Origin of the sequence: Piscinibacter gummiphilus (assembly GCF_002116905.1) — a bacterium.
GTDB classification, from domain to species: domain Bacteria; phylum Pseudomonadota; class Gammaproteobacteria; order Burkholderiales; family Burkholderiaceae_C; genus Rhizobacter; species Rhizobacter gummiphilus.
In genome coordinates this window covers 560,497-585,949 of the sequence record NZ_CP015118.1, presented here as the reverse complement: position 1 = coordinate 585,949, position 25,453 = coordinate 560,497, and the positions used below count along the sequence as shown (strand labels likewise).

The 25,453-nt window shown below is 71.5% G+C and carries 26 protein-coding genes; 9 read left to right on the top strand and 17 right to left on the bottom strand.

The annotated features are described in order from the left end of the window. Window positions 1-6 precede the first annotated feature (6 nt). Genes A4W93_RS02545 through trpE form a run of 5 tightly spaced genes read right to left on the bottom strand, consistent with a single transcriptional unit; the run spans window position 7 to window position 4,650 of the window. Entirely contained in the window at window positions 7-750 is a 744-nt protein-coding gene (locus A4W93_RS02545; protein ID WP_085749120.1) for a uracil-DNA glycosylase, read from the bottom strand. Beyond that, the gene (gene trpC / locus A4W93_RS02540) at window positions 747-1,535 is read right to left on the bottom strand and encodes an indole-3-glycerol phosphate synthase TrpC (protein WP_085749119.1); all 789 of its coding nucleotides are present in this window, start codon (window positions 1,533-1,535) and stop codon (window positions 747-749) included. The genes A4W93_RS02545 and trpC overlap by 4 nt, the downstream gene beginning before the upstream one ends. After that, a complete protein-coding gene (gene trpD, locus A4W93_RS02535) occupies window positions 1,532-2,572 on the bottom strand; it encodes an anthranilate phosphoribosyltransferase (protein WP_085749118.1) in 1,041 nt (346 codons plus the stop codon). The genes trpC and trpD overlap by 4 nt, the downstream gene beginning before the upstream one ends. A 1-nt stretch (window position 2,573) precedes the next feature. Further along, complete coding sequence (locus A4W93_RS02530; RefSeq protein ID WP_085749117.1) at window positions 2,574-3,164, bottom strand: aminodeoxychorismate/anthranilate synthase component II; 591 nt, start codon at window positions 3,162-3,164, stop codon at window positions 2,574-2,576. A 1-nt stretch (window position 3,165) separates the two neighbouring features. Continuing rightward, window positions 3,166-4,650, bottom strand: coding sequence for an anthranilate synthase component I (gene trpE / locus A4W93_RS02525; protein WP_085749116.1), 1,485 nt, complete (start codon window positions 4,648-4,650; stop codon window positions 3,166-3,168). A 373-nt stretch (window positions 4,651-5,023) separates the two neighbouring features. On the opposite strand from trpE, the gene A4W93_RS02520 reads away from it, so the two are divergent. Next, window positions 5,024-5,608 carry a chalcone isomerase family protein gene (locus A4W93_RS02520; RefSeq protein ID WP_237357673.1) on the top strand — a complete coding sequence of 195 codons (585 nt, stop codon included), beginning with the start codon at window positions 5,024-5,026 and terminating at the stop codon, window positions 5,606-5,608. Window positions 5,609-5,616: 8 nt separating this feature from the next. Here A4W93_RS02520 and gph read toward each other — a convergent pair whose 3' ends face one another. Beyond that, a complete protein-coding gene (gene gph / locus A4W93_RS02515) occupies window positions 5,617-6,282 on the bottom strand; it encodes a phosphoglycolate phosphatase (RefSeq protein ID WP_257790071.1) in 666 nt (221 codons plus the stop codon). 174 nt (window positions 6,283-6,456) lie between these two features. Here gph and A4W93_RS02510 point away from each other — a divergent pair, with 174 nt between their 5' ends. Beyond that, the gene (locus tag A4W93_RS02510; protein WP_085749114.1) at window positions 6,457-7,554 is read left to right on the top strand and encodes an NADH:flavin oxidoreductase/NADH oxidase; all 1,098 of its coding nucleotides are present in this window, start codon (window positions 6,457-6,459) and stop codon (window positions 7,552-7,554) included. 1 nt (window position 7,555) lies between these two features. Here A4W93_RS02510 and A4W93_RS02505 read toward each other — a convergent pair whose 3' ends face one another. Continuing rightward, window positions 7,556-8,509: a phosphate acetyltransferase gene (locus tag A4W93_RS02505; protein WP_085749113.1), complete on the bottom strand. Its 954-nt coding sequence runs from the start codon at window positions 8,507-8,509 to the stop codon at window positions 7,556-7,558. 132 nt (window positions 8,510-8,641) lie between these two features. Between A4W93_RS02505 and A4W93_RS02500 the strand changes: the two genes are divergently transcribed. From A4W93_RS02500 to A4W93_RS02490, 3 genes are read left to right on the top strand one after another with little or no spacing between them, the layout of a single operon-like run. After that, window positions 8,642-10,909: a DUF3141 domain-containing protein gene (locus A4W93_RS02500; protein WP_237357672.1), complete on the top strand. Its 2,268-nt coding sequence runs from the start codon at window positions 8,642-8,644 to the stop codon at window positions 10,907-10,909. Window positions 10,910-10,916: 7 nt separating this feature from the next. Continuing rightward, window positions 10,917-12,143 (top strand): acetate/propionate family kinase, encoded by a 1,227-nt coding sequence (locus A4W93_RS02495; RefSeq protein ID WP_237357671.1) that lies wholly within the window; start codon window positions 10,917-10,919, stop codon window positions 12,141-12,143. Beyond that, entirely contained in the window at window positions 12,140-12,508 is a 369-nt protein-coding gene (locus tag A4W93_RS02490; protein ID WP_085749111.1) for a hypothetical protein, read from the top strand. Before A4W93_RS02495 ends, A4W93_RS02490 begins: the two co-directional genes overlap by 4 nt. 12 nt (window positions 12,509-12,520) lie before the next feature. On the opposite strand, the gene A4W93_RS02485 is transcribed toward A4W93_RS02490, so the two are convergent. Both A4W93_RS02485 and rpe read right to left on the bottom strand, forming a co-directional pair. Then, window positions 12,521-13,039 carry a GNAT family N-acetyltransferase gene (locus A4W93_RS02485; protein ID WP_237357670.1) on the bottom strand — a complete coding sequence of 173 codons (519 nt, stop codon included), beginning with the start codon at window positions 13,037-13,039 and terminating at the stop codon, window positions 12,521-12,523. Beyond that, complete coding sequence (gene rpe, locus A4W93_RS02480; RefSeq protein WP_085749110.1) at window positions 13,029-13,724, bottom strand: ribulose-phosphate 3-epimerase; 696 nt, start codon at window positions 13,722-13,724, stop codon at window positions 13,029-13,031. The genes A4W93_RS02485 and rpe overlap by 11 nt, the downstream gene beginning before the upstream one ends. Before the next feature lie 80 nt (window positions 13,725-13,804). On the opposite strand from rpe, the gene apaG reads away from it, so the two are divergent. The 4 genes from apaG (at window position 13,805) to A4W93_RS02460 (ending at window position 18,561) form a co-directional block, all read left to right on the top strand. After that, window positions 13,805-14,179 (top strand): Co2+/Mg2+ efflux protein ApaG, encoded by a 375-nt coding sequence (gene apaG / locus A4W93_RS02475; RefSeq protein WP_085749109.1) that lies wholly within the window; start codon window positions 13,805-13,807, stop codon window positions 14,177-14,179. A gap of 20 nt (window positions 14,180-14,199) precedes the next feature. Beyond that, complete coding sequence (locus A4W93_RS02470; RefSeq protein ID WP_085749108.1) at window positions 14,200-16,194, top strand: site-specific recombinase; 1,995 nt, start codon at window positions 14,200-14,202, stop codon at window positions 16,192-16,194. A gap of 131 nt (window positions 16,195-16,325) precedes the next feature. Next, window positions 16,326-17,483: a murein transglycosylase A gene (mltA, locus tag A4W93_RS02465; protein WP_407081722.1), complete on the top strand. Its 1,158-nt coding sequence runs from the start codon at window positions 16,326-16,328 to the stop codon at window positions 17,481-17,483. Window positions 17,484-17,547: 64 nt separating this feature from the next. Beyond that, on the top strand, window positions 17,548-18,561 hold the full coding sequence (locus A4W93_RS02460; RefSeq protein ID WP_099959848.1) for an HDOD domain-containing protein: 1,014 nt from the start codon (window positions 17,548-17,550) through the stop codon (window positions 18,559-18,561). Here the strand turns inward: A4W93_RS02460 and A4W93_RS02455 are convergent. Genes A4W93_RS02455 through A4W93_RS02420 form a run of 8 tightly spaced genes read right to left on the bottom strand, consistent with a single transcriptional unit; the run spans window position 18,543 to window position 25,401 of the window. Next, a complete protein-coding gene (locus tag A4W93_RS02455) occupies window positions 18,543-19,829 on the bottom strand; it encodes an MSMEG_0569 family flavin-dependent oxidoreductase (protein WP_085749105.1) in 1,287 nt (428 codons plus the stop codon). The two genes, A4W93_RS02460 and A4W93_RS02455, sit on opposite strands and share 19 nt — an antisense overlap. Before the next feature lie 8 nt (window positions 19,830-19,837). After that, window positions 19,838-20,131 carry an MSMEG_0570 family nitrogen starvation response protein gene (locus A4W93_RS02450; protein ID WP_085749104.1) on the bottom strand — a complete coding sequence of 98 codons (294 nt, stop codon included), beginning with the start codon at window positions 20,129-20,131 and terminating at the stop codon, window positions 19,838-19,840. 7 nt (window positions 20,132-20,138) lie between these two features. Beyond that, entirely contained in the window at window positions 20,139-21,341 is a 1,203-nt protein-coding gene (locus A4W93_RS02445; RefSeq protein WP_085749103.1) for an MSMEG_0565 family glycosyltransferase, read from the bottom strand. Next, window positions 21,334-22,290, bottom strand: coding sequence for a sll0787 family AIR synthase-like protein (locus tag A4W93_RS02440; RefSeq protein WP_237357669.1), 957 nt, complete (start codon window positions 22,288-22,290; stop codon window positions 21,334-21,336). The genes A4W93_RS02445 and A4W93_RS02440 overlap by 8 nt, the downstream gene beginning before the upstream one ends. Then, entirely contained in the window at window positions 22,287-22,832 is a 546-nt protein-coding gene (locus A4W93_RS02435; protein WP_085749102.1) for an MSMEG_0567/Sll0786 family nitrogen starvation N-acetyltransferase, read from the bottom strand. The genes A4W93_RS02440 and A4W93_RS02435 overlap by 4 nt, the downstream gene beginning before the upstream one ends. Beyond that, a complete protein-coding gene (locus A4W93_RS02430) occupies window positions 22,829-23,905 on the bottom strand; it encodes an MSMEG_0568 family radical SAM protein (RefSeq protein WP_085754011.1) in 1,077 nt (358 codons plus the stop codon). Before A4W93_RS02430 ends, A4W93_RS02435 begins: the two co-directional genes overlap by 4 nt. Next, window positions 23,868-24,902 (bottom strand): Nit6803 family nitrilase, encoded by a 1,035-nt coding sequence (locus A4W93_RS02425; RefSeq protein ID WP_085749101.1) that lies wholly within the window; start codon window positions 24,900-24,902, stop codon window positions 23,868-23,870. Before A4W93_RS02425 ends, A4W93_RS02430 begins: the two co-directional genes overlap by 38 nt. Before the next feature lie 16 nt (window positions 24,903-24,918). Then, entirely contained in the window at window positions 24,919-25,401 is a 483-nt protein-coding gene (locus tag A4W93_RS02420; RefSeq protein ID WP_085749100.1) for an MSMEG_0572/Sll0783 family nitrogen starvation response protein, read from the bottom strand. Window positions 25,402-25,453: the final 52 nt, after the last annotated feature.

Below are 25,453 nucleotides of genomic sequence, written 5' to 3'. Positions count from 1 at the left end.
CCCGCTTCAACCGAGCCAGTCGACCGGGCGGCCGTGTGCCGCCAGGTACCGCGCCGCCTCGCCGAAGTGCCCGTTCCCGAGGAACGGCACCGGTGGCCGGCGGGCCGACAGCGGCGACGGGTGGTTCGACATCAGGATCAGCGGCGCCGGCGCCCCTTCGGGCGCGGTGGCCCGGATCAGCCCCTCGAACCGCTGCGCGTGGGCACCCCACAGCAGGTAGGCGCACGGCTCGGGCCGGGCGGCCACCGCGTGCAGCAGCTGCTCGGTCAGGGCCTCCCAGCCGCGGCGGGCGTGGCTGGCCGGCTGGCCGTCCTCCACCGTGAGGCACGTGTTGAGCAGCAGCACGCCCTGGCGCGCCCAGCCCGAGAGGTCGTTGCCCGCGGGCGCGCCGCCCAGGTCGCGGCGCAGCTCGACGAACATGTTGCGCAGGCTGGGCGGGGTCTTGAGGCCCGACGGCACCGAGAACGCGAGGCCCTGCGCCTGGCCCGGCCCGTGGTACGGGTCCTGGCCCACGATCACGGCCTTCACGTCCGGCAGCGGCGTGAGCCGCAGCGCCCGGAACACGTCCACCGGGTACACCGTGGCGCCGTCCGCCACGCGGCCGTCGACGTATGCCACCAGCGACCGGCCGGCCTCGGAGGCCCGCCAGCGCTCGACGATGGGCCGCCAGCCGTCCGGCACCCGGTCCAGCAGCGCCGACAGCGGCTCGGCGAGGCGCCCGTCCGCCGGGAACAGCGGCAGGTCGCTCAAGCGAACAGCGCCTCGAGGGCCACGCCCGGGTCGGGCTGGCGCATGAACGCCTCGCCCACCAGGAACGCGTTCACCTTCGCCTCGCGCATGCGGGTCACGTCCGCCCGGCCGAGGATGCCGCTCTCGGTCACCAGCAGGCGGTCGGCCGGCACCCGGGGCAGCAGGCCCAGCGTGGTGTCCAGCGTGACCTCGAAGGTGCGCAGGTTGCGGTTGTTGATGCCCACGAGCGGCGTCTTCAGGCGCAGCGAGCGGTCGAGTTCTGCCCCGTCGTGCACTTCCACCAACACGGCCATGCCGAGCTCGTGCGCCTGCGCCTCCAGGTCGACCATCAGCGCGTCGTCGAGGCAGGCGGCGATCAGCAGGATGCAGTCGGCACCCATCGCGCGCGCCTCGTACACCTGGTAGGCGTCGACCATGAAGTCCTTGCGCAGCACCGGCAGCGCGCAGGCCGCGCGGGCCTGCTCGAGGTAGGCCGTTTCGCCCTGGAAGAACTGGCGGTCGGTCAGCACGCTCAGCGCGGCGGCGCCGTGGCGCTCGTAGCTGGCGGCGATGTCGGCCGGCACGAAGTTCTCGCGCAGCACGCCCTTGCTCGGGCTCGCCTTCTTCACCTCGGCGATCACGCCGGCGTGGTCGGCGGCGATCTTGCCGCGCAGGCTGCCGACGAAGTCGCGCGTGTCGGTGCGGCCTTCGGCGTCGCGGCGCAGGGAGGGCAGGTCACGGTGGCGGCGGGCGGCGGAGATCTCCTCGCGCTTGACCGCCACGATCTTGTCGAGGATGTCGCTCATGGGTTCGACGGCTGGAGTTGCCGGGTGGTGTGGACGAACTGCGCGAGCTTGGCCTTCGCCTTGCCCGACGCCACCGCGTCGCGCGCGCGCTCGATGCCGTCGGCGACCGAGTCGGCCACGTTCGCGCAATAGAGGGCCGCGCCCGCGTTCAGCAGCACGATGTCGCGCACCGGGCCCGCCTCGTCGGCCAGCGCCCGCTCGATGCAGCGCACGGATTCCTCCTTGCCCGACACCTTCAGCGCCGCCATCTCGGCCGTGGCCAGGCCGAACTGGCTCGGGTGCACCGCGTACTCGCGCACCTCGCCATTGCGCAGTTCGCCGATCAGCGTCTCGCCCGAGATGGAGATCTCGTCGAGCCCGTTGACCCCGTGCACGATCATCACGTGGTCCGAGCCCAGGCGCTGCAGCACACGCACCTGGATGCCCACGAGGTCGGGGTGGAACACGCCCATCAGCTGGTTCGGCGCGTCGGCCGGGTTGGTCAGCGGACCGAGGATGTTGAAGATGGTGCGCACGCCCAGCTCCTTGCGGATGGGGGCGGCGTGTTTCATCGAGCCGTGGTGGTTCGGCGCGAACATGAAGCCGATGCCGGTCTCTTCGAGGCAGCGGGCCACGTTCTCGGGCGTCAGGTTGACGTTGGCGCCCAGCGCGTCCAGCACGTCGGCACTGCCGGTGCTGGACGACACGCTGCGCCCGCCGTGCTTGGCCACGCGCGCGCCGGCCGCGGCCGCCACGAACATCGACGCGGTGGAGATGTTGAACGTGTGCGCGCCGTCGCCGCCGGTGCCGCACAGGTCGACGAGGTTGCGCTTGTCGGCGATGGGCACGGGCGTGGCGAACTCGCGCATCACCTGCGCGGACGCGGTGATCTCCCCGATGCTCTCCTTCTTCACGCGCAGCCCCATCGCGAGCGCAGCCACCATCACGGGCGACATCTCGCCCGTCATGATGCGGCGCATCAGGCCCAGCATCTCGTCGTGGAAGATCTCGCGGTGCTCGATGACCCGCTGCAGCGCCTGGGTGTCGGTGATGTTCATCTCAGCTCCCCCGCGTGGCGTTCAGGAAGTTCTTCAGCATCGCGTGGCCGTGTTCGGTCAGGATGGACTCGGGGTGGAACTGCACGCCTTCGAGCGGCTTCTTCGTGGCCGCGAGCGCCGTGTGGCGCACGCCCATGATCTCGCCGTCCTCGGACGTGGAAGTGACCTCCAGCTCGGCCGGCAGGCTCGAACGTTCGATGACCAGCGAGTGGTAGCGGATGACGGTGAAGCGCTCGGGCAGGTCGGTGTAGACGCCCTTGCGGTCGGTGGTGATCACGTCGGTCTTGCCGTGCATCTGCTTCTGCGCGCGGATCACGTTGCCGCCGAGCGCCGCGCCGATGGACTGGTGCCCCAGGCACACGCCGAGGATGGGCAGCTTGCCGGTGAACTCGCGGATGGCCGGCACGCACACGCCCGCCTCGTTCGGCGAGCAGGGACCGGGCGACAGCACCAGCTGGTCGGGGTTCAGGCCCGCGATGCCCTCGAGCGTGATCTCGTCGTTGCGGAACACGCGCACGTCCTCACCCAGCTCGGCGAAGTACTGCACGAGGTTGAAGGTGAAGCTGTCGTAGTTGTCGATCATGAGCAGCATGTCAGAAGCCCTCCTCGACGAGTTCGGCGGCGCGCAGGAGGGCCCTGGCCTTCGCCTCGGTCTCCTTCCATTCGAGTTCGGGCACCGAATCGGCCACGACCCCGGCCGCGGCCTGCACGTAGAGCTTGCCGTCCTTGACGATGCCCGTGCGGATCGCGATGGCCACGTCCATGTCACCCGCGAAGCTCAGGTAGCCGCAGGCGCCGCCGTAGATGCCGCGCTTGACGGGCTCCAGCTCGTCGATGATCTCCATGGCCCGCACCTTCGGCGCGCCCGTGAGCGTGCCGGCGGGGAACGTGGCGCGCAGCACGTCGAGGCTGGTCATGCCGTCCTTCAGCAGGCCTTCGACGTTGCTGACGATGTGCATCACGTGCGAGTAGCGCTCGACCACGAAGGCCTCGGTCACCTTCACGCTGCCCGTCTTGGCGATGCGGCCGATGTCGTTGCGGGCCAGGTCGATCAGCATGACGTGCTCGGCGCGCTCCTTCGGATCGGCCTTCAGCTCCACCTCGAGGGCCTTGTCCTCCTCGGGCGTGGTGCCGCGCGGGCGGGTGCCGGCGAGCGGCCGGATGATGACCTTGTCGCCCTCGGGCGTGTGCTCCTGGCGCACCAGGATCTCGGGGGACGCGCCCACGATCTGGAAGTCGCCCATGTCGTAGAAGTACATGTAGGGCGACGGGTTCAGCGAACGCAGCGCGCGGTACAGGCTGAGCGGCGATTCGGTGAACGTCTTCTGCAGCCGCTGGCCGATCTGGACCTGCATCATGTCGCCGGCCGCGATGTACTCCTTGGCCTGCAGCACGGCGGCGATGTAGTCGTCCTTCGCGAAGCCGCGCTCCACCGGGTGGGCCGTGCCGCGCTTGACGGTGGGCGCCACGACGCTGTCGTGCAGCCGGTCCGCCAGCTGCGCCAGGCGCCGCTGCGCGTTCACGTAGGCCTCGGGCTGGCCCGGGTCGGCGTAGACGATCAGGTGCAGGCGGCCCGACAGGTTGTCGATGACGGCCAGTTCCTCGCACTGCAGCAGCAGGATGTCGGGTGTGTCGATGCCGCCCGGCAGCACCGTGCCGGCCAGGCGCGGCTCGATGTAGCGCACCGCGTCGTAGCCGAAGTAGCCGGCCAGGCCACCGCAGAAGCGCGGCATGCCCGGGCGCAGCGCCACCTTGAAGCGCTTCTGGTAGTCGGCGATGAAATCGAGCGGGTTGCCCTCGTCGGTCTCCACCACCTGGCCGTCGGTGACGACCTCGGTCCTGAAGCCGGTGGCACGCAGCAGGGTGCGCGCGGGCAGGCCGATGAACGAGTAGCGCCCGAAGCGCTCGCCGCCCACGACGGACTCGAGCAGGAAGCTGTGCTTGCCGCCGCTCGGGCCATGGGCCAGTTTCAGGTAGAGCGACAGCGGGGTTTCGAGGTCCGCGAAGGCCTCGGCGGTCAGCGGGATGCGGTTGTAGCCTTCAGCGGCCAGCCGGTTGAACTCGGATTGGGTGATCACGGATCAGGGCCCTCCACGGCCCGGCGGGCGGCATGGGTGCGCCCGCGTGTGAACGATTTGGCAAGGCGGGCCGCATCGGGCCTGCCCACGGCGCCGGAGGGCAGAGGAAGACTGCGCCCGCGGCAAATTCAAACCAACGTGGTCCGGCCCCGCCAGGGCCAGGCTCCCCGGTCGTGCGACCCTTTGGTTTGTTTGCGCGCGATGAACATCGGAAAAGTGTAGCAGGCCCTGCACGCGGCGGGCCAAAACGGGAACTGCCCCACGAATCCGGGGGGACCGATTCAGGACAGCCGCTGTCACAATCAAAAGCGTATCCGGGCCGGGCGGGCCGGAGCCCGATCGACCCGTTAGACAACCTGATGGAAGCCCACCCGTGATCCGTCGCATCCTCCTCGCCGCCAGCCTGGTCCTGGCCCAGCCCCTCGCCGCCCTGGCCGCGCCTGTCACCGTGGCCGGCGTCAAGTACGAGGACTCCACCCAGGTGGGCACCTCGAAGCTGGTGCTCAACGGCGCCGGCCTGCGCTCCAAGGCCATCTTCAAGGTCTACACCGCGGCGCTGTACCTGCCCGCGAAGGCCACCACCCCCGAAGCCGTGATCGCCCAGCCGGGCGCCAAGCGCATGCACATCGTGATGCTGCGCGAGATCAACGCGGCCGAACTGGGCAAGCTGTTCGCCCGCGGCATGGAAGACAACGCTCCGCGCGAAGAGTTCTCGAAGTCGGTGGCCGGCGTGCTGACCATGAGCGACATCTTCTTCCAGTACAAGAAGCTGTCCCCCGGCGAGTACTTCACCGCCGACTGGGTGCCCGGCACCGGCACCGTGATCTCGGTCAACGGCAAGCAGGCCGGCCAGCCCATCAAGGAACCCGAGTTCTACTCGGCGCTGCTGAAGATCTGGCTCGGCAAGTCCCCGGCCGACACGCTGCTTAAGGAAGGCCTGCTCGGCCACCTCGACTGACCCGGCGTTCAGTGGAGATCGATCGCGTCCAGCCGGTCGACCGTCCCGTCGCAGTCCACCTCGGCCACCGGCTGGCCGTGGTTGTAGCCATAGCGCACCAGCACCACGGGACACCCCGCCGCCCGCGCGGCAGTGGCGTCGTTCACCGAGTCTCCCACCACCAGCGTGCGTGAGGGCTCGCTGCCCAGCGCCTCGCAGGTGCGCACCACCGGCAGCGGATCGGGCTTCTTGCGCTCGAAGCTGTCCCCGCCCGACACCATCGAGAAGAACGGCGCCAGCCCCTTCATCTCGAGCAACGCCTTCGCGAAGGCCACCGGCTTGTTCGTCAGGCACGCGAGCGCGAGCCCGGCCGCCTGCAGCCGCACGAGGCCCTCGATCACCCCGTCGTACACGTCGGCGTACTTGCCGTTGATGCGGTCGTAGTGGTGCTGGTAGCGGTCGAAGGCCTCGGCGAAACGGCTCTCCGACGCTCCCACGGCGGCGAGCGTCTGGCGCACGAGGTGCTCCGAGCCCTTGCCGACGGTGTGTTCGATGAACTCGCGTCCGACGCGGTCGAGCCCGAGGTCGGCCATCGCGGCGTTCAGCGCGACCTGGAAGTCGCCGAGGGTGTCGACCATCGTGCCGTCGAGGTCGACGATGGCGGCGGTGTAGCGGGAAGATGAATGGGCGTTCACGGTGTTTTTGTCATTCAGGCAGCGTCCGGGCGATCTTAGGGGCAGCTCCATGACACGGGCCTGACCGGCGGGCGCCCATCGCCCAACGAGGCCGGCGCGACGAGAAGCCCCGGCCGTGCACGGCCTCTGCCCGCCGGGCACAGTGCGCTCCATCCGACCTCTCTCCCCTGCCCCATGTCGCACCTCTTCACGCCGCTGCAGATCGGCCCCCTCGCACTCCCCAACCGCATCGTCATCGCCCCCATGTGCCAGTACTCGGCCGTGGACGGCAACGCCACGAACTGGCACCTGATGCACCTCGGCACCCTCTCCCACTCGGGCGCCGGCCTGCTGATCCTCGAGGCCACGGCCGTCGTGCCGGAGGGCCGCATCTCGGGCGCCGACCTGGGCCTGTGGAACGACGACAACGAAGCGGCGCTGGCCCGCGTGATCGCCGGCGTGCGGGCGCATTCGAAGATGCCGCTCGCGATCCAGCTGGCCCACGCCGGCCGCAAGGCCTCGACCCGCCGGCCGTGGGAAGGTGGCGCACAGGTGCACCCGGGCGAGCCCGGCGGCTGGCAGACGGTGGGCGCCTCGGCGGTGCCCCATGCCGCCACCGACACCCCGCCGGTCGCGCTCGACGCCGCCGGCCTGCAGCGCGTGCGCGACGGCTTCGCCCAGGCCGCCCGCCGCGCCGCGCGGCTCGGCTTCGAAGGCATCGAGGTGCACGCCGCGCACGGCTACCTGCTGCACCAGTTCCTGTCGCCGCTCGCCAACCAGCGCACCGACGCATACGGCGGCTCGCTCGAGAACCGCATGCGCTTCCCGCTCGAGGTGTTCGACGCGGTGCGCGAGGCTTTCCCGGCCGACCGCCCCGTGTGGGTGCGCCTGTCCGCCACCGACTGGGTCGACGGCGGCTGGGACCTCGACGGCACCGTCGCGATCTCGCAGGCGCTGAAGGCCCGCGGCTGCGCGGCCATCCATGTGTCGAGCGGGGGCGTGTCCACCGCACAGGCCATCCCGCTCGCCCCGGGCTACCAGGTGCCTCACGCCCGGCGCGTGAAGGAGGCGTCGGGCCTGCCCACCATCGCCGTGGGCCTGATCACCACGCCGGCCCAGGCCGAAGCCGTGCTGGCCGAGGGCCACGCCGATGCCATCGGAATCGCGCGGGCGGTGCTCTACGACACCCGCTGGCCGTGGCACGCGGCTGCCGAACTGGGCGCCCGGGTGCAGGCCCCGCCGCAGTTCTGGCGCTCGCAGCCGCGCGAGGTCAAGGACCTCTTCGAGGCCTGAGTCAGCCCACCGCCTTGATGCGCTGGTCGCGCGCGGCCAGCGCCAGCATCGAGGCCACCGCGCAGGAGGCGAGCCGCGCCGCCTCCGAATCGGCCCGGCTCGTCAGGATCACGGGCACCTTCGCGCCGAGCACGATGCCCGCGGCATAGGCCCCCGCGAGGAAGGTCAGGCTCTTGGCGAGCATGTTGCCGGCGTCGAGGTCCGGCACGATCAGCACGTCGGCCCGCCCGGCCACCGGCGACACGATGCCCTTGATGCGCGCGGCCTCGGCGTCGATCGCGTTGTCCATCGCCAGCGGCCCGTCGAGCACGGCACCGGTGATCTGCCCGCGGTCGGCCATCTTGCACAGCGCCGCGGCGTCGAGCGTCGACGGCACCTTCGGATTCACGACCTCCATCGACGACAGGATGGCCACGCGCACTTCCGGCAGGTGCAGCGCATGCGCGAGGTCGATGGCGTTCTGGACGATGTCGACCTTCTCCTCGAGCGTGGGGGCGATGTTGATGGCCGCGTCGGAGATGATCAGCGGCTGCGCGTGGCCCGGCACGTCCATCACGAAACAGTGGCTGATGCGGCGTGACGTGCGCAGCCCGCCCTCGCGGCGCACCACCGCGCCCATCAGCTCGTCGGTGTGCAGGCTGCCCTTCATCAGCGCGTCGACCTCACCCTTGAGGGCCATCGCCACCGCGGTTTCGGCCGCCGCGTGGCTGTGCGGCGCGTCGACGATGGCGAGCCGCCCCGCTTCCAGCCCCGCCTCGGCCATCGCGGCCTCGATGCGGGCCTTCGGGCCGACGAGCACCGGCACCGTCAGGCCCATGCGTTCGGACTCGATGGCGGCGGCGATGGCCACGTCGTTCACCGGGTGCACCACGGCGACCCGCAGCGGCGGACGCTCGCGCGCGGCGGCGATCAGGCGGTCGTAGTGGGGGTGCGGCGCGGTGGTCGGAAGGGACATCGAACGCTCCAGGGCGCCTCGCCAATACCTGACGAAGCGCGGGGGTTGTCACGGGCCGGAAGCCGGGATTCAGGCATGCTGCAACGCAACATACCACGGCCGTTCCAACACTGGCAAAGGGGCTCGTCGATCGTGATCTCCGCTCCCGACTTCCTCTCCCGGCTGCAGCGGGACACCGCCGCCTACGTCACCGACACGTGGCAGCGCAGCGCGCTGACCCTCGACGTGCTGCGCGAACGCGGGGACATCTTCCTCGCCCACCTCATCGCCGGGAAACCGCCGCTGCTGCAGTTCGAGCACGAGCTGCTGGTCGACGGCCGGTCGCTGCCCGCTCCCTGCAACTACGCGCTGCTGCGCATCGTGCCGCCGCAGGGCGCGGTGATCGACCCCACGAGGCGGCCCATCGTCATCATCGACCCTCGGGCGGGCCACGGCCCCGGCATCGGCGGCTTCAAGCCCGACTCCGAGGTGGGCGTCGCACTGAAGGCGGGCCACGCCGTGTACTTCGTGACCTTCGCGCCCGAACCGGTCGACGGGCAGACGCTCATCGACGTCGCGCGTGCCGAGGCGGCCTTCATCGAACACGTGCGCGAACGACACCCGAAGTGCCCCGGCAAGCCCGCCGTGATCGGCAACTGCCAGGCGGGCTGGGCCGTGGCCGGCCTCGCGTCCGTTCGGCCCGACATCATGGGCCCCATCGTCCTCAACGGGGCCCCGCTCTCGTACTGGGGTGGCAGCCCCGCGCAGAACCCGATGCGGTACGCGGGCGGCCTGCTCGGCGGCGCCTGGCTGTCGGCCTTCACCGCCGACCTCTCCGGCGACCGCTTCGACGGCGCCTGGCTCGTCAGCAACTTCGAGAACCTCAACCTCGGCAACACCTGGTGGGGCAAGTACGACCACCTGTACGCCAACGTCGACACCGAGCGCGAACGCTTCCTCGAGTTCGAGCGCTGGTGGGGCGGCTACTTCCGCATGACCGGCGAGGAGATCGAGTCCATCGTCGAGAACCTCTTCGTCGGCAACCGCCTGGCGCGCGGCGAGGTGGTGGCCGACGGGGTGCCCATCGACCTGCGAAACATCACGTCGCCCATCGTGATCTTCGCGTCCTGGGGCGACAACATCACGCCGCCACAGCAGGCGCTCAACTGGATCATCGACGCCTGGGGCAGCGAGAAGGCGCTCGTGGCCGCGGGCCGCACCATCGTCTACATGCTGCACCCCACCATCGGCCACCTGGGCATCTTCGTGGGCGGGGCGGTGGCCCGCAAGGAACATGACCAGATCGTCAACACACTCGACCTGGTCGAACGCTTGCCACCGGGCCTGTACGAGATGAACATCTTGCCGAAGGACCCGGACGCCCCGTTCGCCGAACTCGAGCCCGGCGCGTTCTCGGTGCAGTTCGAGCCCCGCACCGTCGACGACATCCGCGCGCTCGCCCCCGACGGCCGCCAGGACGAGGCGATGTTCAGCACCGTCGCGCAGCTGTCCGAGGCGAACATGGCGGCCTACCGCACGCTGTGGCAGCCCTGGGTCCGGGCGGTCGGCAGCCGCCCGCTCGGCGACGCGCTGCGCTGGCTGCACCCGCTGCGCCAGCAGCACCTCGCACTGTCGAGCTTCAGCCCCGCCGCCCCCTGGGTGCGCGAGGCCGCCCGGCGCGCCGAGGCCGACCGACAGCCCGCGGCGCCCGACAACGTCTGGCGCGCCTGGGAACGCCTCGGCTCCGACTGGATCACCGAAGCCCTGAACCGCATCGGCGGGCTGCGCGACGACAGCTCCACCCGCTGGGTCACCTTCGCCTACGGCCCGCAGGGGCTGGGGGCGCTGCTGCCGCCGCACGCCAGCGACGAGGAGGCCGCGCTCGCGCGGGCCGAGACGTCCGAAGCCGAGGCCCGTCGCATCGCGCTCGGCCTCGCCGGCCAGGGCGGGTTCGCCGAGGCCGTCTGCCGGCTCGTGCTGGTCGGGCTGTCGCGCCAGGGCGTGATCGAACGGCGCACGCTGCGCCTCGGCCAGCTGATCGCCCAGTCGCACCGCGAGATGGCCTCGGCGCCGGGGGCCCACCGCGCCGCGCAGCCGTCCGCCGACGACTGGAAGGGCCTGCTCGAGCGCCAGGCGCTCGTGATGACCTTCGCGGGCGACGAAGCCCTGGCCGCCCTGCCTCTGCTGCTGCCCTCCACCTCCGACCGCGAACGGGCCGTCGCGCTCGCCGCCGCCGTGCTCATGATGGCGCCCACCCTCGCCGACCCGGCATCGCCCGTGGCGCGTGCGGTGCGCGAGCGCCTCGGCGTGGACCCGGCCCGCGTGGCCGCCCTCGCGATGTCGCTCGCGCAGGCCGTGGGCGGTGTACCGGACACGCCGTCGCTGCCGGCACCGAAGTCCCGCCGCAAAGCCTCGGCATGATCGGACCATGGACATGGACACACCGGATGCGCCCGAAGGCGACCTCATCGCCGTGGCCAACGCGGGGTCGTCGAGCCTGAAGTTTTCGCTGTACCGGCGCGGCCCGGGCGAACCCGAGCCCGTGCTGCGCGGCCTGATCGACGGCCTCGGGGAAACGCCCCGCTTCACGGCGCGCTCTCCCTCGGGCGAGGTGGTCGGCGAACAGGCCTGGGACACGGGCGCCGCGCTGGGCCACGACGCCGCGCTGCACCACGTGATCGAGTTCGTGCAGGGGTTGATGCCCGGCGTCTCGCTCGCCGGCATCGGCCACCGGGTCGTGCACGGTGGCACCGGCTTCTCGGAACCGGTGCTCGTCACCCCCGAACGGCTGGCCGCGCTGCAGGCCCTGACGCCGCTGGCCCCGCTGCACCAGCCGAACAACCTCGCCCCCATCCGCCTCGCGCGCGAGGTGCTGCCCGACGTGCCGCAGGTGGCCTGCTTCGACACGGCCTTCCACCGCGACAACGACGAGGTCACGCAGATGTTCGCGCTGCCGTTCGAGTTGCACGAGGCGGGCATCCGCCGCTACGGCTTCCACGGCCTGTCGTACGAGTACATCGCGTCACGGCTGCCGCGGATCGACGCGGAACGGGCCGCCGGCCGCGTGATCGCCGCCCACCTCGGCAACGGCGCGAGCCTGTGTGCGATGTCGGGCGGGCGCAGCGTCGCCTCCACGATGGGCTTCACCGCGGTCGACGGCCTCGTGATGGGCACGCGCTGTGGCACGATCGACCCCGGCGTGCTGCTGTACCTGATGGACGAACGGGGCCTGGACGCCCGCGCCATCGAGCGGCTGATCTACCGCGAATCAGGCCTGCTCGGGGTGTCCGGCCTCAGCGCCGACATGCGCGTGCTGCTCGGCAGCGACACGCCGCGAGCGCGGCTGGCCATCGACCTGTTCGTGAACCGCATCGTGCGCGAGATCGGCTCGCTGGCCGCGGCGCTCGGCGGGCTCGACGCGCTGGTGTTCACGGCCGGGATCGGAGAACATGCGGCCGAGGTGCGGCGCCGCGTGGTGGCCGGCTGCGCCTGGCTCGGCGCCACGCTCGACGAGGCCGCCAACCGCGCCGGCACCACGCGCATCTCGGCACCGGGCAGCCGCTGCGCGGCCTTCGTCGTCCCCACCGACGAGGAACTGATGATCGCCCGCCACACGGAGCGGGTGCTCGACACCTTCCGGGAGAACTCGCCATGACCGACATCGATCGTTTCACCACCGAACGCTGGGAACACCTGCTCGAGGAGGTCGACCTGGAGATCGCCCAGAGCGCCATCATGTGCAAGGTGCGGCTGCTCGACCCCGGCGTGGCCGAGCGGCTGCTGCAGCAGGACCCGATGGTCTGGGACACCTCGCGCGACAGCGCGTTCACCAAGCTGCGCGGCCTGCTGGTGATGCACTTCACCACCGAGCAGCAGATCGCCGAGTGCATCGGCCCCGAGGAGGCCGCCGCCATCGCCGAACGCGTCCGCGCCCACCTGCGCAGCCGCGTCGGCGATCAGCTCGGCGGGCCGCTGGCCCCGGGCGCCGAGGTCACCGGCTCGAACCCGGGCCCGGCCTGACCCCGCGCGGCGTCAGGCCACCAGCGGCCGCACCATGTAGTGCGCGTCGCCGCCGTACGCGCCCAGGCGTTCCGGCTGGGCCGGCGCGTGCGGCTCGTAGCCGTGCCGGCGCCAGAACGACGTGGCCCCCTGCACCGCCACCAGGGCCGACCACCGCAGGCCTTCGCGCCGCGCGAGCACCATCAGGCCGTCGACCAGGCGACCGCCCAGACCCGAGCCGTGTGCGTCCGGGTGCACCGCCAGATCGTGCAGGTACAACGTGTCGGGGCTCGGCACGGGCTTGAACGGCCCGTTCAGCGCCGTGACGGCGCCCAGGCGCGATCGGTACGCGGCCAGGTACGCGCACACCCGGTCTCCCCGCAGCGCCACCCAGCAGGTGTCGGCCGCGGCCACCAGCCGGTCGTGCAGCACGCCGGCCGGCTCCAGCAGGTGCTCGCCATAACAGGCGGCCTGCACGGCCATCACCGCCGGCACGTCGGCCGGCTGCATCGGGCGGAGGGAAACGGGGCCGTCGTCGCGCTCAGCCGGCACGGGCCAGCTCGGCACGCATCGCGCCGATGGCGGCCTGGTAGTCCTTCTGCGTGAAGATGGCGCTGCCGGCCACGAAGGTGTCGGCGCCGGCGGCGGCCACCTCGCGGATGTTCGCGGCCTTGATGCCACCGTCCACCTCGAGGCGGATGTCGCGGCCGCTCGCGTCGATGATGCGGCGCGCCTGCTCGATCTTCTTCAGCGCCGACGGGATGAAGCTCTGGCCGCCGAAGCCCGGGTTCACGCTCATGATGAGCACCACGTCGACCTTGTCGATCACCCACTCGAGCACGTCGAGCGGCGTGGCCGGATTGAACACGAGGCCGGCCTGGCAGCCTTCGGCCTTGATCAGCTGCAGCGTGCGGTCCACGTGCGTGCTGGCGTCGGGGTGGAAGGTGACGATGTCGGCGCCGGCCTTGCAGAAGGCCTGGGCCAGCGAATCGACCGGCTGCACCATCAGGTGCACGTCGATGGGCACGCGGGTGCCGGTGGAAGTGACTGCGTGCTTGCGCAGCGCCTCGCAGATCATCGGGCCGAAGGTCAGGTTCGGGACGTAATGGTTGTCCATCACGTCGAAGTGGATCCAGTCGGCGCCGGCATCGATCACCGAACGCACTTCCTCGCCCAGGCGGGCGAAATCGGCGGACAGGATGCTCGGGGCGATGCGGTAGGTGGGGGTATGGCTCATCCCGCGATTTTAAGAGGCCCGTCCCGCGCCGGCCGGGCATATTGCACGTTCCGGGCGGCTGCCCTCCTAGAATGGGCCGCATGAGCAAGCCCGAATTCACCTGCAGCGCCGTCGTGCGCCACCAGCCCGAACAATCGGACGCGGAAGCCCACCGCCACGCCTTCGCCTACACCATCACCATCCGCAACACCGGTGACGTGGCGGCGCAGCTGATCGCGCGGCACTGGATCATCACGAACGCCACGGGGCGGGTGGAAGAGGTGCGCGGGCTCGGTGTCATCGGCCAGCAGCCGCTGCTGCAGCCGGGCGAACGCTTCGAGTACACGAGCTGGACCCGCATCAGCACGCCCCAGGGCAGCATGCGCGGCACCTTCTTCTGCATGACCGAGGACGCCCACCTCTTCGAGGCGCCCATCCCCGAGTTCGGCCTGACCATCGCGTCCGCCCTGCACTGATGCTGAAATTGCGAAACCCCATGGTCCCGGCCGAAGGGCCCTGGGACCTGAGTGCCCTGCTGACCTCCGCCGACGCCGACGCGTCGCTGCCCGAACGCCACCTCTGGCTCGTGCGCCTGCTCGAATGGCTGCGCCACGCCCCGCTGCCGCAGCAGCAGCCGATGCAGGCGCAGACCCCCACGCCGCTGCTGCGCCTGCGCCACCTGCTGAACGTGCTCGAGCGCCATCCGCAGCACGAGGTGCAGGTGCGCCGCGTGCTGCGCCGGTTCTGGGAAGAGGTGGACACCGCCGCGCTGCTCGCCGACTACGGCTTCTCGCCGCGCACGTCGCTGCTCGGCGAACTGGGCCAGCGCCTGCGCCTGCGCGTGCTGCCCGGCACGCCGGACACGCGCGACCTCGGCGAGCTGTTCACGCTGCTGTTCCCGCAGGAACGCGATGCCGAGTGGCTCGAGGCCATCGACCCGCCCACGCTGCAGCGCCTGATCACGCTGCTGACCCCGAAGGACCACGCCGACGCCGTCAACTGGAAGGCGCCCTTCCTCGACGCGATCATGTTCCTCGCGACGTCGATCCGAGCGCTCGGCTTCTCGCCGATGATCCGCGCGCGCATGAGCCGCGAGCTGCTGGTCGCCAAGCCGTTCCGCCAGCTCGCCCGTGTCGCCGAGGACATCCGCGAACACGCCGAGAACGGCAACGCCGAGGCGCTGCTGGTCTCGGCCCAGTACCTGCGCGCGCTGCTCGACACCTGCCGCCGCTGCGCCCTCTCGGTCAACGACCACCTCGAGGAACACGGCATCTCGGTCGACCTCGTGTTCGAGCTGGACCAGCTCGACCGCCGCACCCACCGCATCGAGGACCTGCTGAACTGCGTGATCAGCAACAACCCCGGCACGGAGGTCACCCGCCTGCTCGCGCAGCTGGTGCGCACGGCCGGCGAACGCCGCAGCCTGCGCGAGCCGTTCACGCGGCACTACTCGATGCTCGCGCGCAAGGTGGCCGAACGCAGCGCCGAGACGGGAGAACACTACATCACCCGCGACCGCGGCGCCTACGCGCGCATGCTGAAGGCCGCGGCCGGCGGCGGCGCGGTGCTGGCCGGCACCACGCTGATGAAGTTCTTCGTGATGGCGCTCGGCCTCACGGCGTTCTGGGCGGGCTTCTGGGCCGGCGTCAACTACGCGGGCAGCTTCGTGCTAATCCACCTCGCGCACTGGACGGTGGCCACCAAGCAGCCTGCGATGACGGCGCCGGCCATGGCCGAGAAGCTGCGCGACGTCTCGAACGACGCGGCGGTGGAGGGGTTCGTCGACGAGGTGGCCCACCTGATCCGCTCGCAGTCGGCCGGCATCCTCGGCAACCTGACCGTCGTGGCGCCGCTGGTGCTGGGCGTGCAGCTCGCGGCGAACGCGCTGTTCGGCCGGCCGCTCGTGGGCGAGGCCAGCGCCGAACACGTGCTGGACTCGCTGACCCTGCTCGGCCCCACACCGTTCTACGCGGCCTTCACCGGCGTGCTGCTGTTCGCCAGCTCCATCATCGCGGGCTGGGTGGAGAACTGGTTCGTCTGGCACCGGCTCGACAGCGCGATCATGTGGAACCCGCGCATCGTCTCGCACCTGGGCCGCGCCCGCGCGCAGCGCTGGGCGGAGTTCTGGCGCAACAACATCTCGGGCTTCACGTCGAACATCTCGCTGGGCCTGATGCTCGGCATCGTGCCGGTGGTGTCCGCGTTCTTCGGCCTGCCGCTCGACGTGCGCCACGTGACCCTCTCCACCGGCCAGATCGCCGCGGCCGCCGGTGCGCTCGGCACCCAGGTGCTGCACGAACCTGCGTTCTGGTGGTGCGTGGCGGCCATCCCGGTCACCGGGGTGCTGAACCTGAGCGTGAGCTTCCTGCTGGCGTTCCGCGTGGCGCTGCGCTCGCGGGGCATCCGCCTGCGCGACCGCAGCCGCATCTATCGCGCGATCCGCCAGCGGCTGTGGCACAAGCCGCTGAGCTTCATCGTTCCGCCGCGGTGAGCCTGGCCCGTCACTTTTCGGGGTCGTCGTCGCGCCGCTCGCCGCCGCGCCGGCCCGAGAACATCGTCCACCAGACGATCAACACCAACACGACGAGTGCGCCCAGCGCCTCGAGCAGGATCAAGCCCATGATGCGATTCCTTCGTCCGGCCCGCGCGCTGCGGCCGGCCCTGTCGGCGATGATTCTAGGGGTGCTGGCCGCATGCGCGACCGGCCCCTCGACGCCGCCCGCCCCGGTGGAAAGCCACCCCGGCGCCACCCCGTCCGCCCCCGCCCGCCCCGGCGCGGCCATCGTGCGCGAACGCTCGCGCTGGACCCCGGCCCAGTGGTCCGACCTGCCCGGCTGGGAGTCGGACGCCACCACCGAACTGTGGCCCGCGCTGCTGCGCGGCTGCGAACGCCCGGCCTTCGACTGGGCCCGCGTGTGTGTCGATGCCCGCGCCGCCGGCCCGATGACAGACGCCAGCGCCCGCGCCTGGCTGCGCCAGCGCCTGGACCCGTGGCGCGTCGAGACGGCCGAAGGTGCCACCGAAGGCATGATCACCGGCTACTTCGAGCCGCTGATCGAGGCGAGCCGCAAGCCCCGCGGCCCCTACCGCGTGCCGCTGTACGGGCCACCGGCCGACCTCGCGTCCCGCAACCCGTACTGGACCCGGCAGCAGCTCGACACCGTGCCGGCCGCGAAGGCCGGCCTCGCCGGCCGGGAACTCGCCTACGTGGCGGACCCGCTCGACGCGCTGATCCTGCAGATCCAGGGCTCCGGCCGCCTGATGGTGCAGGAGCCCAACGGCACCCAGCGCCTCGTGCGCGCCGCGTTCGCCGGCCACAACAACCACCCGTACAAGTCGGTGGGCCGCTGGCTGATCGACCAGGGTGAGCTGCGCGCCGACCAGGCCTCGTGGCCCGGCATCAAGTCGTGGGCACAGCGCAACCCGCAGCGCCTGAACGACCTGCTGTGGAGCAACCCGCGCACGGTGTTCTTCCGCGAGGAGGCGCTGGCCGACCCGTCCGTGGGCCCCCGCGGCGCGCAGGGCGTGCCACTCACCCCGGGGCGCTCGATCGCCGTCGATCCGCAGAGCATCCCGTACGGCACGCCGGTGTGGCTCGACACCACCGAGCCGCTGTCCAACCAGCCGCTGCAGCGCCTCGTGATGGCCCAGGACACCGGCAGCGCCATCGTCGGCGCCGTGCGCGCGGACTTCTTCTGGGGCTGGGGCACCACCGCGGAACAGCAGGCCGGGCGGATGAAACAACCGCTCCGGGTGTGGGTTCTGTGGCCTAAATCCTGATTCCAGGACGCTCGCGGGCTGCGATACTGCGGCCCACTTCCCTTCATCCGGACCGTGGGTCGCCATGACAAGTTGGGTGCGCCGCGTCAGCAACCTGCTCTCCAGAGACACCTCGGTGCGGACCACGCTGCCGCCCGACACGGCCACCCCCTCGTCCCTCCCGGTCCCCGACCGCCGCGCCCCCGTCCCCCTGGCCGACCTCGACGGCGAGGTCTTCGCCTGGATGCTCGACCAGCTCCCGGCCACCGACCACCCGGCCCCTCCGGACGAAGCCCGCTGGCTCGAGGAGCTCGACACGCTGATCACGGCCGACAAGGGCCGCGGCGAGCTGCTGCCGCGCGCCGCCGGCCTGATCCCCCAGCTCCTCAACAGCCTGCGCGACGAAAGCCAGTCGGCCGGCGAACTCGCGCAGCGGGTCTCGCGCGACCCGAACCTCGTGGCCGAGGTCACGCGCCTGGCCAACAGCCTCGCGTTCCGCGGGCACGAGCCGGTCACCGAACTCGCCGACGCGGTGCGCCGCGTGGGCACCACCGGCCTGCGCCAGGCCATCGCGAAGGTCGTGCTCAAGCCGATGTTCGGCGCCCAGCCCGGCCAGCTCTCCACACGGGCCGCCGGCCACATCTGGGCCCATTCGCAGGCCCAGGCCGACCTGTGCCGCGCGCTCGCCCAGGACCGCGGGATCGACCCGTTCGAGGCCTACCTCGGCGGCCTGCTGTACGACGTCGGCTGGACCGCCGGCTGGCGCGCCCTCGACCACGTGTTCGAGAAGCTGTCGCCGCCCCCGGGCCTGGCCTTCAGCCGCGGCTTCCGCCACGCGTTCCAGGCACGGCGCGAGCGCCTCTTCAGCCAGTTCGTGATCGGCTGGAAGCTCAGCGCGCCGCTGCACGCGGCCGCCCGCGCGGTGAAGGGTGCCGGCGGCTTCGAACAGGCCGACGACGCGCTCGCGCAGGTGCTGCTCGCCGGCAACCGCCTCGCCGCGCGGCGGGTGCTGGTGTCGGCCGGTCGGGTCGCGGAAGACCCGGACCAGGTCGCCCACTGGTCCGAGGCGGTCCAGGCGACCTACACCGCGCTCGCGTGAACGCGCGGCTCGGCTGAGGCCGGCGCCCGCATCCCGTTCGCCCCTTCGATCCGTTCCGCCAGGAACAGCGCGTCACGCGCCACACCCGAGAAACGTCCCGACCCCCACGTGTGCAGCCACGGCAGCCCGAGGAAGTACAGGCCCGGCACGGGCGACACCCCGCGCACGTGCATGGGTTCCCCGCGGCCGTTGAAGACCGGCGCGTCCACCCAGCCGAAGGCCGGACGGAAGCCGATGCACCACACCACGCTGCCGATGCCCGACGCGGCCAGGTCGAGCGTCGTGCGCTCCGCCCCGGGCTGCCACACCGGCGTGTAGGTAGACGGCTGCGGTGCGTCGAGGCCCTTCTCCGCGATGTGGCGGTCGATCGACGCGTTGATGCCGTTGTAGATGGCATCGGCATGGTCGAGGTGCTCGCGCAGGTTGCCCTTGAACCGCAGCACGCCGTCCTCGAGGCCGTCGAGCGCGCCGTAGAGTTCCATGCCTTCGGTGGCGAAGCGGCGCAGGTCGATGTCGCGTCCGCCGTCGCGGCCGGTGACGTAGTGGTTCGTGTTGTCGCGGACACCCTCGCGCAGCGGGTGGTCCTGCACCGACATGTCGTAGTAGCCCATGTCGGCGAGCCACGTCACCACGTCGCGGCCGCGGTAGAACCGCGCGCAGCGCGGCGCCTGGCCCACGGCCAGCACCACCTTCCGGCCGGCGAGGTGCAGGTCCTCCGCGATCTGCGCACCGGACTGGCCCGAGCCCACCACCAGCACCGCGCCCTCGGGCAGCGAGGCCGGGTTGCGGTAGGCCTCGGAATGGACCTGCCGCACCGAGGCCGGCAGCCGCTCGGCCATGCGCGGCACGATGGGCTCGTGGTACCCGCCCGAGGCCACCACCACCTGGCCCGCCGTCATCGCACCGGCCGACGTCGCCACGTCGAAGCCCCCACCGGCGCGGGGCACGACCCGGGTCACGGCCACGCCGGACCGCACCGGCGCGCCCACGTGTTTCGCGAAGCCGTCGAGGTAGTCGAGGATCTGCGGCTTGGTCATGAAGCCGTGCGGGTCGTCGCCTGCGTACTCCCAGCCGGGCAGCTTGCACTGCCAGTTGGGCGTGACGAGCGAGAACGCGTCCCAGCGCTGCGTGCGCCAGGTGTGCATCGGCGCGTGTTTCTCGAGCACGACGTGGTCCACGCCGCGCTGCTGCAGGTAGTGGCTGAGCGACAGGCCGGCCTGGCCGCCGCCGACGATCACGACGTCGTGGTGTTCGGTTGGGGTGTTCATGGAAGTCCTCAGGGGTTGTCGTCGAAGGCGATCACGTCGACACCGGCCTCGGGCCAGTCGATGAACCGCCCGGCCGTGTCTTCGATGCGGGCGAGCTGGTCCATCGCGGCGGAGCAGGCGAAGCCGTACTTCGCGCGCACGCGCTCGGAGGCGATGTTCAGCGCCTCGCGGGTGCGTGCGAGGAAGTCGGGCAGCGGGTAGTGCCGGCCGGGTTCCAGGAAGTCCTTCACCACGAGCGAGGGCGAGTAGCAACGGGATTCCTGGGCGTCCGGCCAGCGGACGGTGAAGTGCATGACAGGCATGGTGGTCTCAGCAAGGATGGCCCGCGAGGGCATGGTGGGCGCGGTAGAGCGCGACGTGGCGGGCGGCGCTGGCCGTCCAGCTGTAGCGGTCGAGCACCGCGGGCGGTGACCGGCGCAAGGACGCGGCGCGTGCGGGGTCGGCGGCACGCACCATGGCCGAGGCGATCGACCCGGACCGTTCCGGGTCGGACCACAGCCAACCGCCCTCCGCGGCGTCGAGGTATTCGGTGAACGGTGCGATGCGCGAGACGACCACCGGCGTGCCGCTCGCCAGTGCTTCGAGCACGACGAGGCCGAAGCCTTCGCGCAGCGACGGCATCACCAGGGCGTCGGCGAGGCGGAACAGCGCAGGCATGTCGGCATCGGGCACGGCGCCGGTCAGCACCACGTCGCGGCCCGGCACGAGGCCGCTCGCCGCGAGGTCGACGTCGAACGCACGCACGTAGTCGCCGTGGTCCAGCAGCGTGGCGCCGCCCACGATCGCGAGCTGCGCGGCCGGCATCGAGCGACGCACCTCGGCGAAGGCGGCCAGCACGCGGCGGGTGTTCTTGCGCTCCTCGATGCCCCCCACCGCGAGGAACAGCGGGCTGCCCGGACGCAGGCCGAGCGACAGCGCCACGCGGTCGTCGCCGTGGCCAGGCCCCGGCGAGAAGCGCGTGCGGTCGACGCCGTTGGCCACCAGCGACGCCTCCACCTGGTGTTCGCGCTTGAGCGTGTCGCACCACAGCCGGCTCACGCACAACACCTGGTCGGCGGCGCGGAACGCGCGCTGCTGCCAGGCCGTCAGCCGCGGGTCGTCGAAGGTGTCGAGGTGGTGCACGGTGCGCGTGAACCCGCCGATGGCGCCCTCGTCGCGCAGCACCGCCAGCGCGTTGCCGCTGATGCTGTCCTGCGCGTGCAGCACGTCGAAGCTGTCGGCAGGACGCCGGCGCCGCAGGTGGTTCACGCAATCGTCGATGCGCGCGCCCACGCGGGTCGCGAGACCGCCCGAGGCCAGCGACAACGGCATCAGCTCCACCGCGTGCGGTACCGGCCGGAAGAGCCCCTGCCCCGGCCCGGCCGGCGCGAACACCGTGACGTGGTGCCCCGCCTCGTGCAGTGCCTTCGCGAGTTCCAGCGTGTGCACCACACCCCCCCGCGGGTTCACCGAATGGGTCAGCAGGCCGATGCGCAGCCGCGCGGACCAGCGCTCGATGGACGTGTCACGCATGGGCCGGTCCTCCTGGAAGAATGAAGGGGGTCGATCGCAGGTCCCACAGCCCGGCCTCGTCGGGACCACTGCGCAGGGTCACGCGTTGCGAGTCGTCCACGCCACCGACCACCGCCGCGGCGATGCCCCGCGCGGCGAACCGCGCGAGCACCTCGCCGGTGTGCTCGGGCGGCACGCTCAGCACGAAGCCGAAGCTCGGGAAACTCAGCAGCCAGCGGGCGAGCGGCACACCGGGCGGGCGCGGAATCGCGTCGACGTCGATCACGGCGCCCACGCGCGAACACTCCAGCAGCATCAGCGCCGTGCCCACGGCCCCGGCCATGCTGATGTCCTTCGCCGCGCCACACAGCCCCGCCTCGGCGATCGCGGGCAACAGATCCAGGTCGCCGCGCAGCCGTTCACCCGGCGCCTCGGTGGCCGCGTTCCAGTACGGATGCGGTTCCTGGTACGCGCCGCGCAGGTCGATCGCCATCACGAGGTCGTGGCCCGGTCGCGCGTCGAAGCTCGTCAGCAGGCGTTTCGCACGACCCACGATGGCGACGGCCAGTTGCGACTCGGACGCGCGGTGGTTGCTGTGGCCGCCCACGACCGGCACGCCATAGCGCTCGGAGGCCGCGGCCATGCCGGCCATCACCTGGGCCGAGCCTTCGGCCCCGCGGCTCCACACCGCGTCGACCACCGCGACGGGACGCCCGCCCATCGCCGCGATGTCGCTCACGTTGACCATCACGCCGCACCAGCCGGCGAACCAGGGCATCGTCGCGACGAAGTCGGCGACGAACCCCTCGATCGCGAAGAGCAGCCAGCCGTCGCCGTCGGGGATCGCCGCGGTGTCGTCGCCGGTGCCCACGGCCTGGGCGCCGAGCGCGCCCACCGCGTCGCCGATGTCGCGCTTGTGCGCGAAGCCGCGGCTCTCGCGCAGGGCCGCGGCGAGGTCCGACATCGTCATGGCCGGCTCCTCGACGCGGCCACGTGGCCCGCGTAGGGCGTGTGGCACGGCGGATAGGCCGCCAGGTCCGCCGACATCAACCGGTGCGGCCGGCCGTGCAGCACCTCGTCGGCGAGGCCGGTCCATGCGAGCTTCTCGAACATCGGCACGTTCTGCGCCTGCACGTGGGCGAGGAAGGTGTGGCAGCCGCGCGCGTGGGCGCTGCCCACCGCCAGGCGGATCAGCGTGGCCCCGATGCGGCCGTGGTGGCGGAACGCCGCGTGCACCGCGAGGCGCGAGCCCCACCAGCGGCCCGGCGCCTCCTCGTGGATGCGCACCGTGCCCACCACCTGCTCCGGCAGGCCGGCGACGTGGGCGACGGCCACGAGCAGCTGGGCGTGAGCGTCGATGTCGTCGGTGTCGTCACCGACGAACACGCCCTGCTCCACGCAGAACACCGCGCGGCGCAGGCGCCGGGCGTGGTCGAGTTCCCAGTCGCCGTGCGCCCACTTCACGCGGAACTCGCACGGCACGAACGGCGGGGCGGGGGCCAGATCGATCATGTCTCGAACACCGACAGCGACGAGCACGCGCCGCACTTGCCGCAACCGGCCTTGATGTCGCCGGACCGCAGGCCCGCGTCACCCACCATGCGCCCCAGCGGCTCCAGCACCGAGCGCATGAAGTCGGGCGACGGCGCCGGATGGTCCTCGAGCGGCGTGCCGCTGATGGGCACGAACGGCACGACGAACGGGTACACGCCGATCGCGAGCAGCGTCTCGCACAGCGACAGGATGGCCTCGCGGGTGTCCCCCAGGCCCGCGAGGATGTACGTGCTGACCTGCCCGCGGCCGAACACCTTCACCGCCGCCTCGAAGGCCGTCAGGTAGCGGGACACCGGCACCGTGGCCTTGCCCGGCATCAGCCGCTCGCGCAGCTCGGGCGTCACCACCTCCAGGTGCATGCCCAGCGTGTCGATGCCGGCGGCGGCCAAACGCTCGAACCAGCGGTCGTCGTCCGGCGGTTCGCACTGGGCCTGCAGCGGCAGGTCCACCGCCGCCTTGATCGCGAAGGCGCTGTCGCACAGCACCTGCGCGCCACGGTCGGTGGCGTTCGGCGTGCCGGTCGTCATCACCATGTGGCGCACGCCGTCGAGCAGCACCGCCGCCCGTGCCACTTCGGCGAGCTGCTCGGGCGTCTTGTGCGCGATGGTGCGGCCCGCGGCGAGCGACTGTCCGATCGCGCAGAACTTGCAGGTCTTCTTCCGGCTCTCGTAGCGGATGCAGGTCTGCAGCACGGTCGTGGCCAGCACGTCGGCGCCGTGCAGCGTCGCGATGTGCGAGTACGGCACGCCGTCCATCGTCTGCAGCGCGTAGAAGCGCGGCGCCTTCGGGAACTCGATGCGGGCGATCGGGATGCTGCCGCGCGTCAGCGCGCTGCGGCCCTCGGCATCGGGCGCCTGGGCCACGAACGGCGACTGCCACGCGCTCGACGTGTGCACCGGCACCATGATCGTGTGGCCGTCGACGGTGACGGCCTTGTGGTCCGACGGGCCCGCCCCACCGCGGCGGCTCGCGACGCCGCTCGCGGCACCGGGATCAGCCAGCCGCAACCCGAAGGACTGCAGCTCGGTCATCAGCTGCCGGCTGGCCGGCGAGATCGGAGGGGGCGTGTTCATCGGAGGGGCTCCTGGTGGGGTTCATCGGCACACGGGTCACGGCGGGCCGGTCGTTGACCAGCAGGCCCAGCAGTTCGGGGCGGGCGTAGTGGCCCACCGAATCCATCATCCGTTTGCGTTTGGTGATCAGCGCGAAGTCGAGGTCGGCGACGACCATCCCCTCGCCTTCGGTCAGCGGCTCGGCGAGGTACCTGCCCTCGGGCGAAACGATCGCGGTGTGGCAGCCGCCACGCAGCGCGCCCTGCAGCGCGGGGTCCTTCGTGACACTGGCCACCTGCGCGTCGGTGAGCCAGCCGGTGGCGTTGACGACGAAGCAGCCCGACTCCAGCGCGTGGTGGCGGATCGTCACGGCCATCTGGTCCGCGAAGATGGGGCCCACGAGCGAGCCGGGGAACTGCGCGCAGTGGATCTGCTCGTGCTGGGTCATCAGCGCGTAGCGGGCGAGCGGGTTGTAGTGCTCCCAGCACGCGAGCGCCCCCACGCGGCCCGCGGCGGTGTCCACCACCTTCAGGCCCGCGGCGTCGCCCTGGCCCCAGATCATCCGCTCGTGGTACGTGGGGGTGATCTTGCGGCGCTTGAGCTTGAGCGAGCCGTCGGCGTCGAAGACCAGCTGCGTGTTGTAGAGGCTGCCGTGGTCGCGTTCGTTGACGCCGAGCACCACCACGCAGCGGCGCGCGGCGGCGCGTTCGGCCACGGCCTGGGTCACCGGGCCGGGCACCACCACCGCGTGCTCGTACAGGCGCAGGTGCGCCGGTCCCTGTTGCACCGGCGGCTGCACGAACGAGAAGTACGGGTAGTACGGCAGGAAGGTTTCGGGGAACACGGCGAGCTGCGCCCCCTGGTCGGCCGCGCGGTCGATCGCGTCGCACACGCGGTCGAGCGTGCGTTCGGGGTGGTCGAGGTCGGGGGCGATCTGCACCGCCGCCGCGCGCACCGTCTTCGGGGAGTCGTTCATCGAGGTCCCCCGGCCTTCACAGCGTCCAGGTGTCGAGGATGAACGCGTTCGACTTGCGGTGCAGCAGCACGATGTCGAGCACGTCGAGCGGGCTGATCGGGCGGATGCCTTCGATCAGCGAGCCTTCGCCGTGGCCGTACAGCGCCTGCAGCGCGAAGCGGCAGGCATACACCTTGCCGCCTTCGGCGATGAACTTGCCGATCTGGTTGTTGAAGTTCTGGTGGCCCGGGAAGGCCTCGTCGCCGAGGGTCGGGAAGCCGCGCTTGACGCCGAGCGTCACGCCCGGGCCGTACAGCAGGATCGACGTCTCGAACCCCTTGCGCTGCAGGCGCGTGGCCTGCAGCAGGTTCACGAAGCCGATGGAGCCCTCGAACGCGACGGTGTGGAACGTGACGAGCGCCTTCTCGCCGGGCTCGGCCTTCACGTCCTCGAAGACCTTCTCTTCGTAGTCGACGAGGAAGTCGCCTTTCTTGCTGGCGGGTTGGGTGACTTTGGGCATGAGGTTCTCCGTGGAAAGGATCGGGGTGATGGGGTTGCGCGCCCTCCTCCTT

What these genes read in the sequence shown, in the direction of transcription:
- rpe (WP_085749110.1), bottom strand. Translation starts at nt 13,724, where the DNA reads ATGAGCCATACCCCCACCTACCGCATCGCCCCGAGCATCCTGTCCGCC.
- trpD (WP_085749118.1), bottom strand. Translation starts at nt 2,572, where the DNA reads ATGAACATCACCGACACCCAGGCGCTGCAGCGGGTCATCGAGCACCGC.
- A4W93_RS02435 (WP_085749102.1), bottom strand. Translation starts at nt 22,832, where the DNA reads ATGATCGATCTGGCCCCCGCCCCGCCGTTCGTGCCGTGCGAGTTCCGC.
- A4W93_RS02420 (WP_085749100.1), bottom strand. Translation starts at nt 25,401, where the DNA reads ATGCCCAAAGTCACCCAACCCGCCAGCAAGAAAGGCGACTTCCTCGTC.
- A4W93_RS02490 (WP_085749111.1), top strand. Translation starts at nt 12,140, where the DNA reads ATGACCGACATCGATCGTTTCACCACCGAACGCTGGGAACACCTGCTC.
- A4W93_RS02440 (WP_237357669.1), bottom strand. Translation starts at nt 22,290, where the DNA reads ATGACGATGTCGGACCTCGCCGCGGCCCTGCGCGAGAGCCGCGGCTTC.
- trpC (WP_085749119.1), bottom strand. Translation starts at nt 1,535, where the DNA reads ATGAGCGACATCCTCGACAAGATCGTGGCGGTCAAGCGCGAGGAGATC.
- A4W93_RS02445 (WP_085749103.1), bottom strand. Translation starts at nt 21,341, where the DNA reads ATGCGTGACACGTCCATCGAGCGCTGGTCCGCGCGGCTGCGCATCGGC.
- apaG (WP_085749109.1), top strand. Translation starts at nt 13,805, where the DNA reads ATGAGCAAGCCCGAATTCACCTGCAGCGCCGTCGTGCGCCACCAGCCC.
- A4W93_RS02425 (WP_085749101.1), bottom strand. Translation starts at nt 24,902, where the DNA reads ATGAACGACTCCCCGAAGACGGTGCGCGCGGCGGCGGTGCAGATCGCC.
- A4W93_RS02510 (WP_085749114.1), top strand. Translation starts at nt 6,457, where the DNA reads ATGTCGCACCTCTTCACGCCGCTGCAGATCGGCCCCCTCGCACTCCCC.
- A4W93_RS02495 (WP_237357671.1), top strand. Translation starts at nt 10,917, where the DNA reads ATGGACATGGACACACCGGATGCGCCCGAAGGCGACCTCATCGCCGTG.
- A4W93_RS02455 (WP_085749105.1), bottom strand. Translation starts at nt 19,829, where the DNA reads ATGAACACCCCAACCGAACACCACGACGTCGTGATCGTCGGCGGCGGC.
- mltA (WP_407081722.1), top strand. Translation starts at nt 16,326, where the DNA reads ATGCGATTCCTTCGTCCGGCCCGCGCGCTGCGGCCGGCCCTGTCGGCG.
- A4W93_RS02470 (WP_085749108.1), top strand. Translation starts at nt 14,200, where the DNA reads ATGGTCCCGGCCGAAGGGCCCTGGGACCTGAGTGCCCTGCTGACCTCC.
- A4W93_RS02450 (WP_085749104.1), bottom strand. Translation starts at nt 20,131, where the DNA reads ATGCCTGTCATGCACTTCACCGTCCGCTGGCCGGACGCCCAGGAATCC.
- A4W93_RS02530 (WP_085749117.1), bottom strand. Translation starts at nt 3,164, where the DNA reads ATGCTGCTCATGATCGACAACTACGACAGCTTCACCTTCAACCTCGTG.
- A4W93_RS02430 (WP_085754011.1), bottom strand. Translation starts at nt 23,905, where the DNA reads ATGACCGAGCTGCAGTCCTTCGGGTTGCGGCTGGCTGATCCCGGTGCC.
- A4W93_RS02460 (WP_099959848.1), top strand. Translation starts at nt 17,548, where the DNA reads ATGACAAGTTGGGTGCGCCGCGTCAGCAACCTGCTCTCCAGAGACACC.
- A4W93_RS02505 (WP_085749113.1), bottom strand. Translation starts at nt 8,509, where the DNA reads ATGTCCCTTCCGACCACCGCGCCGCACCCCCACTACGACCGCCTGATC.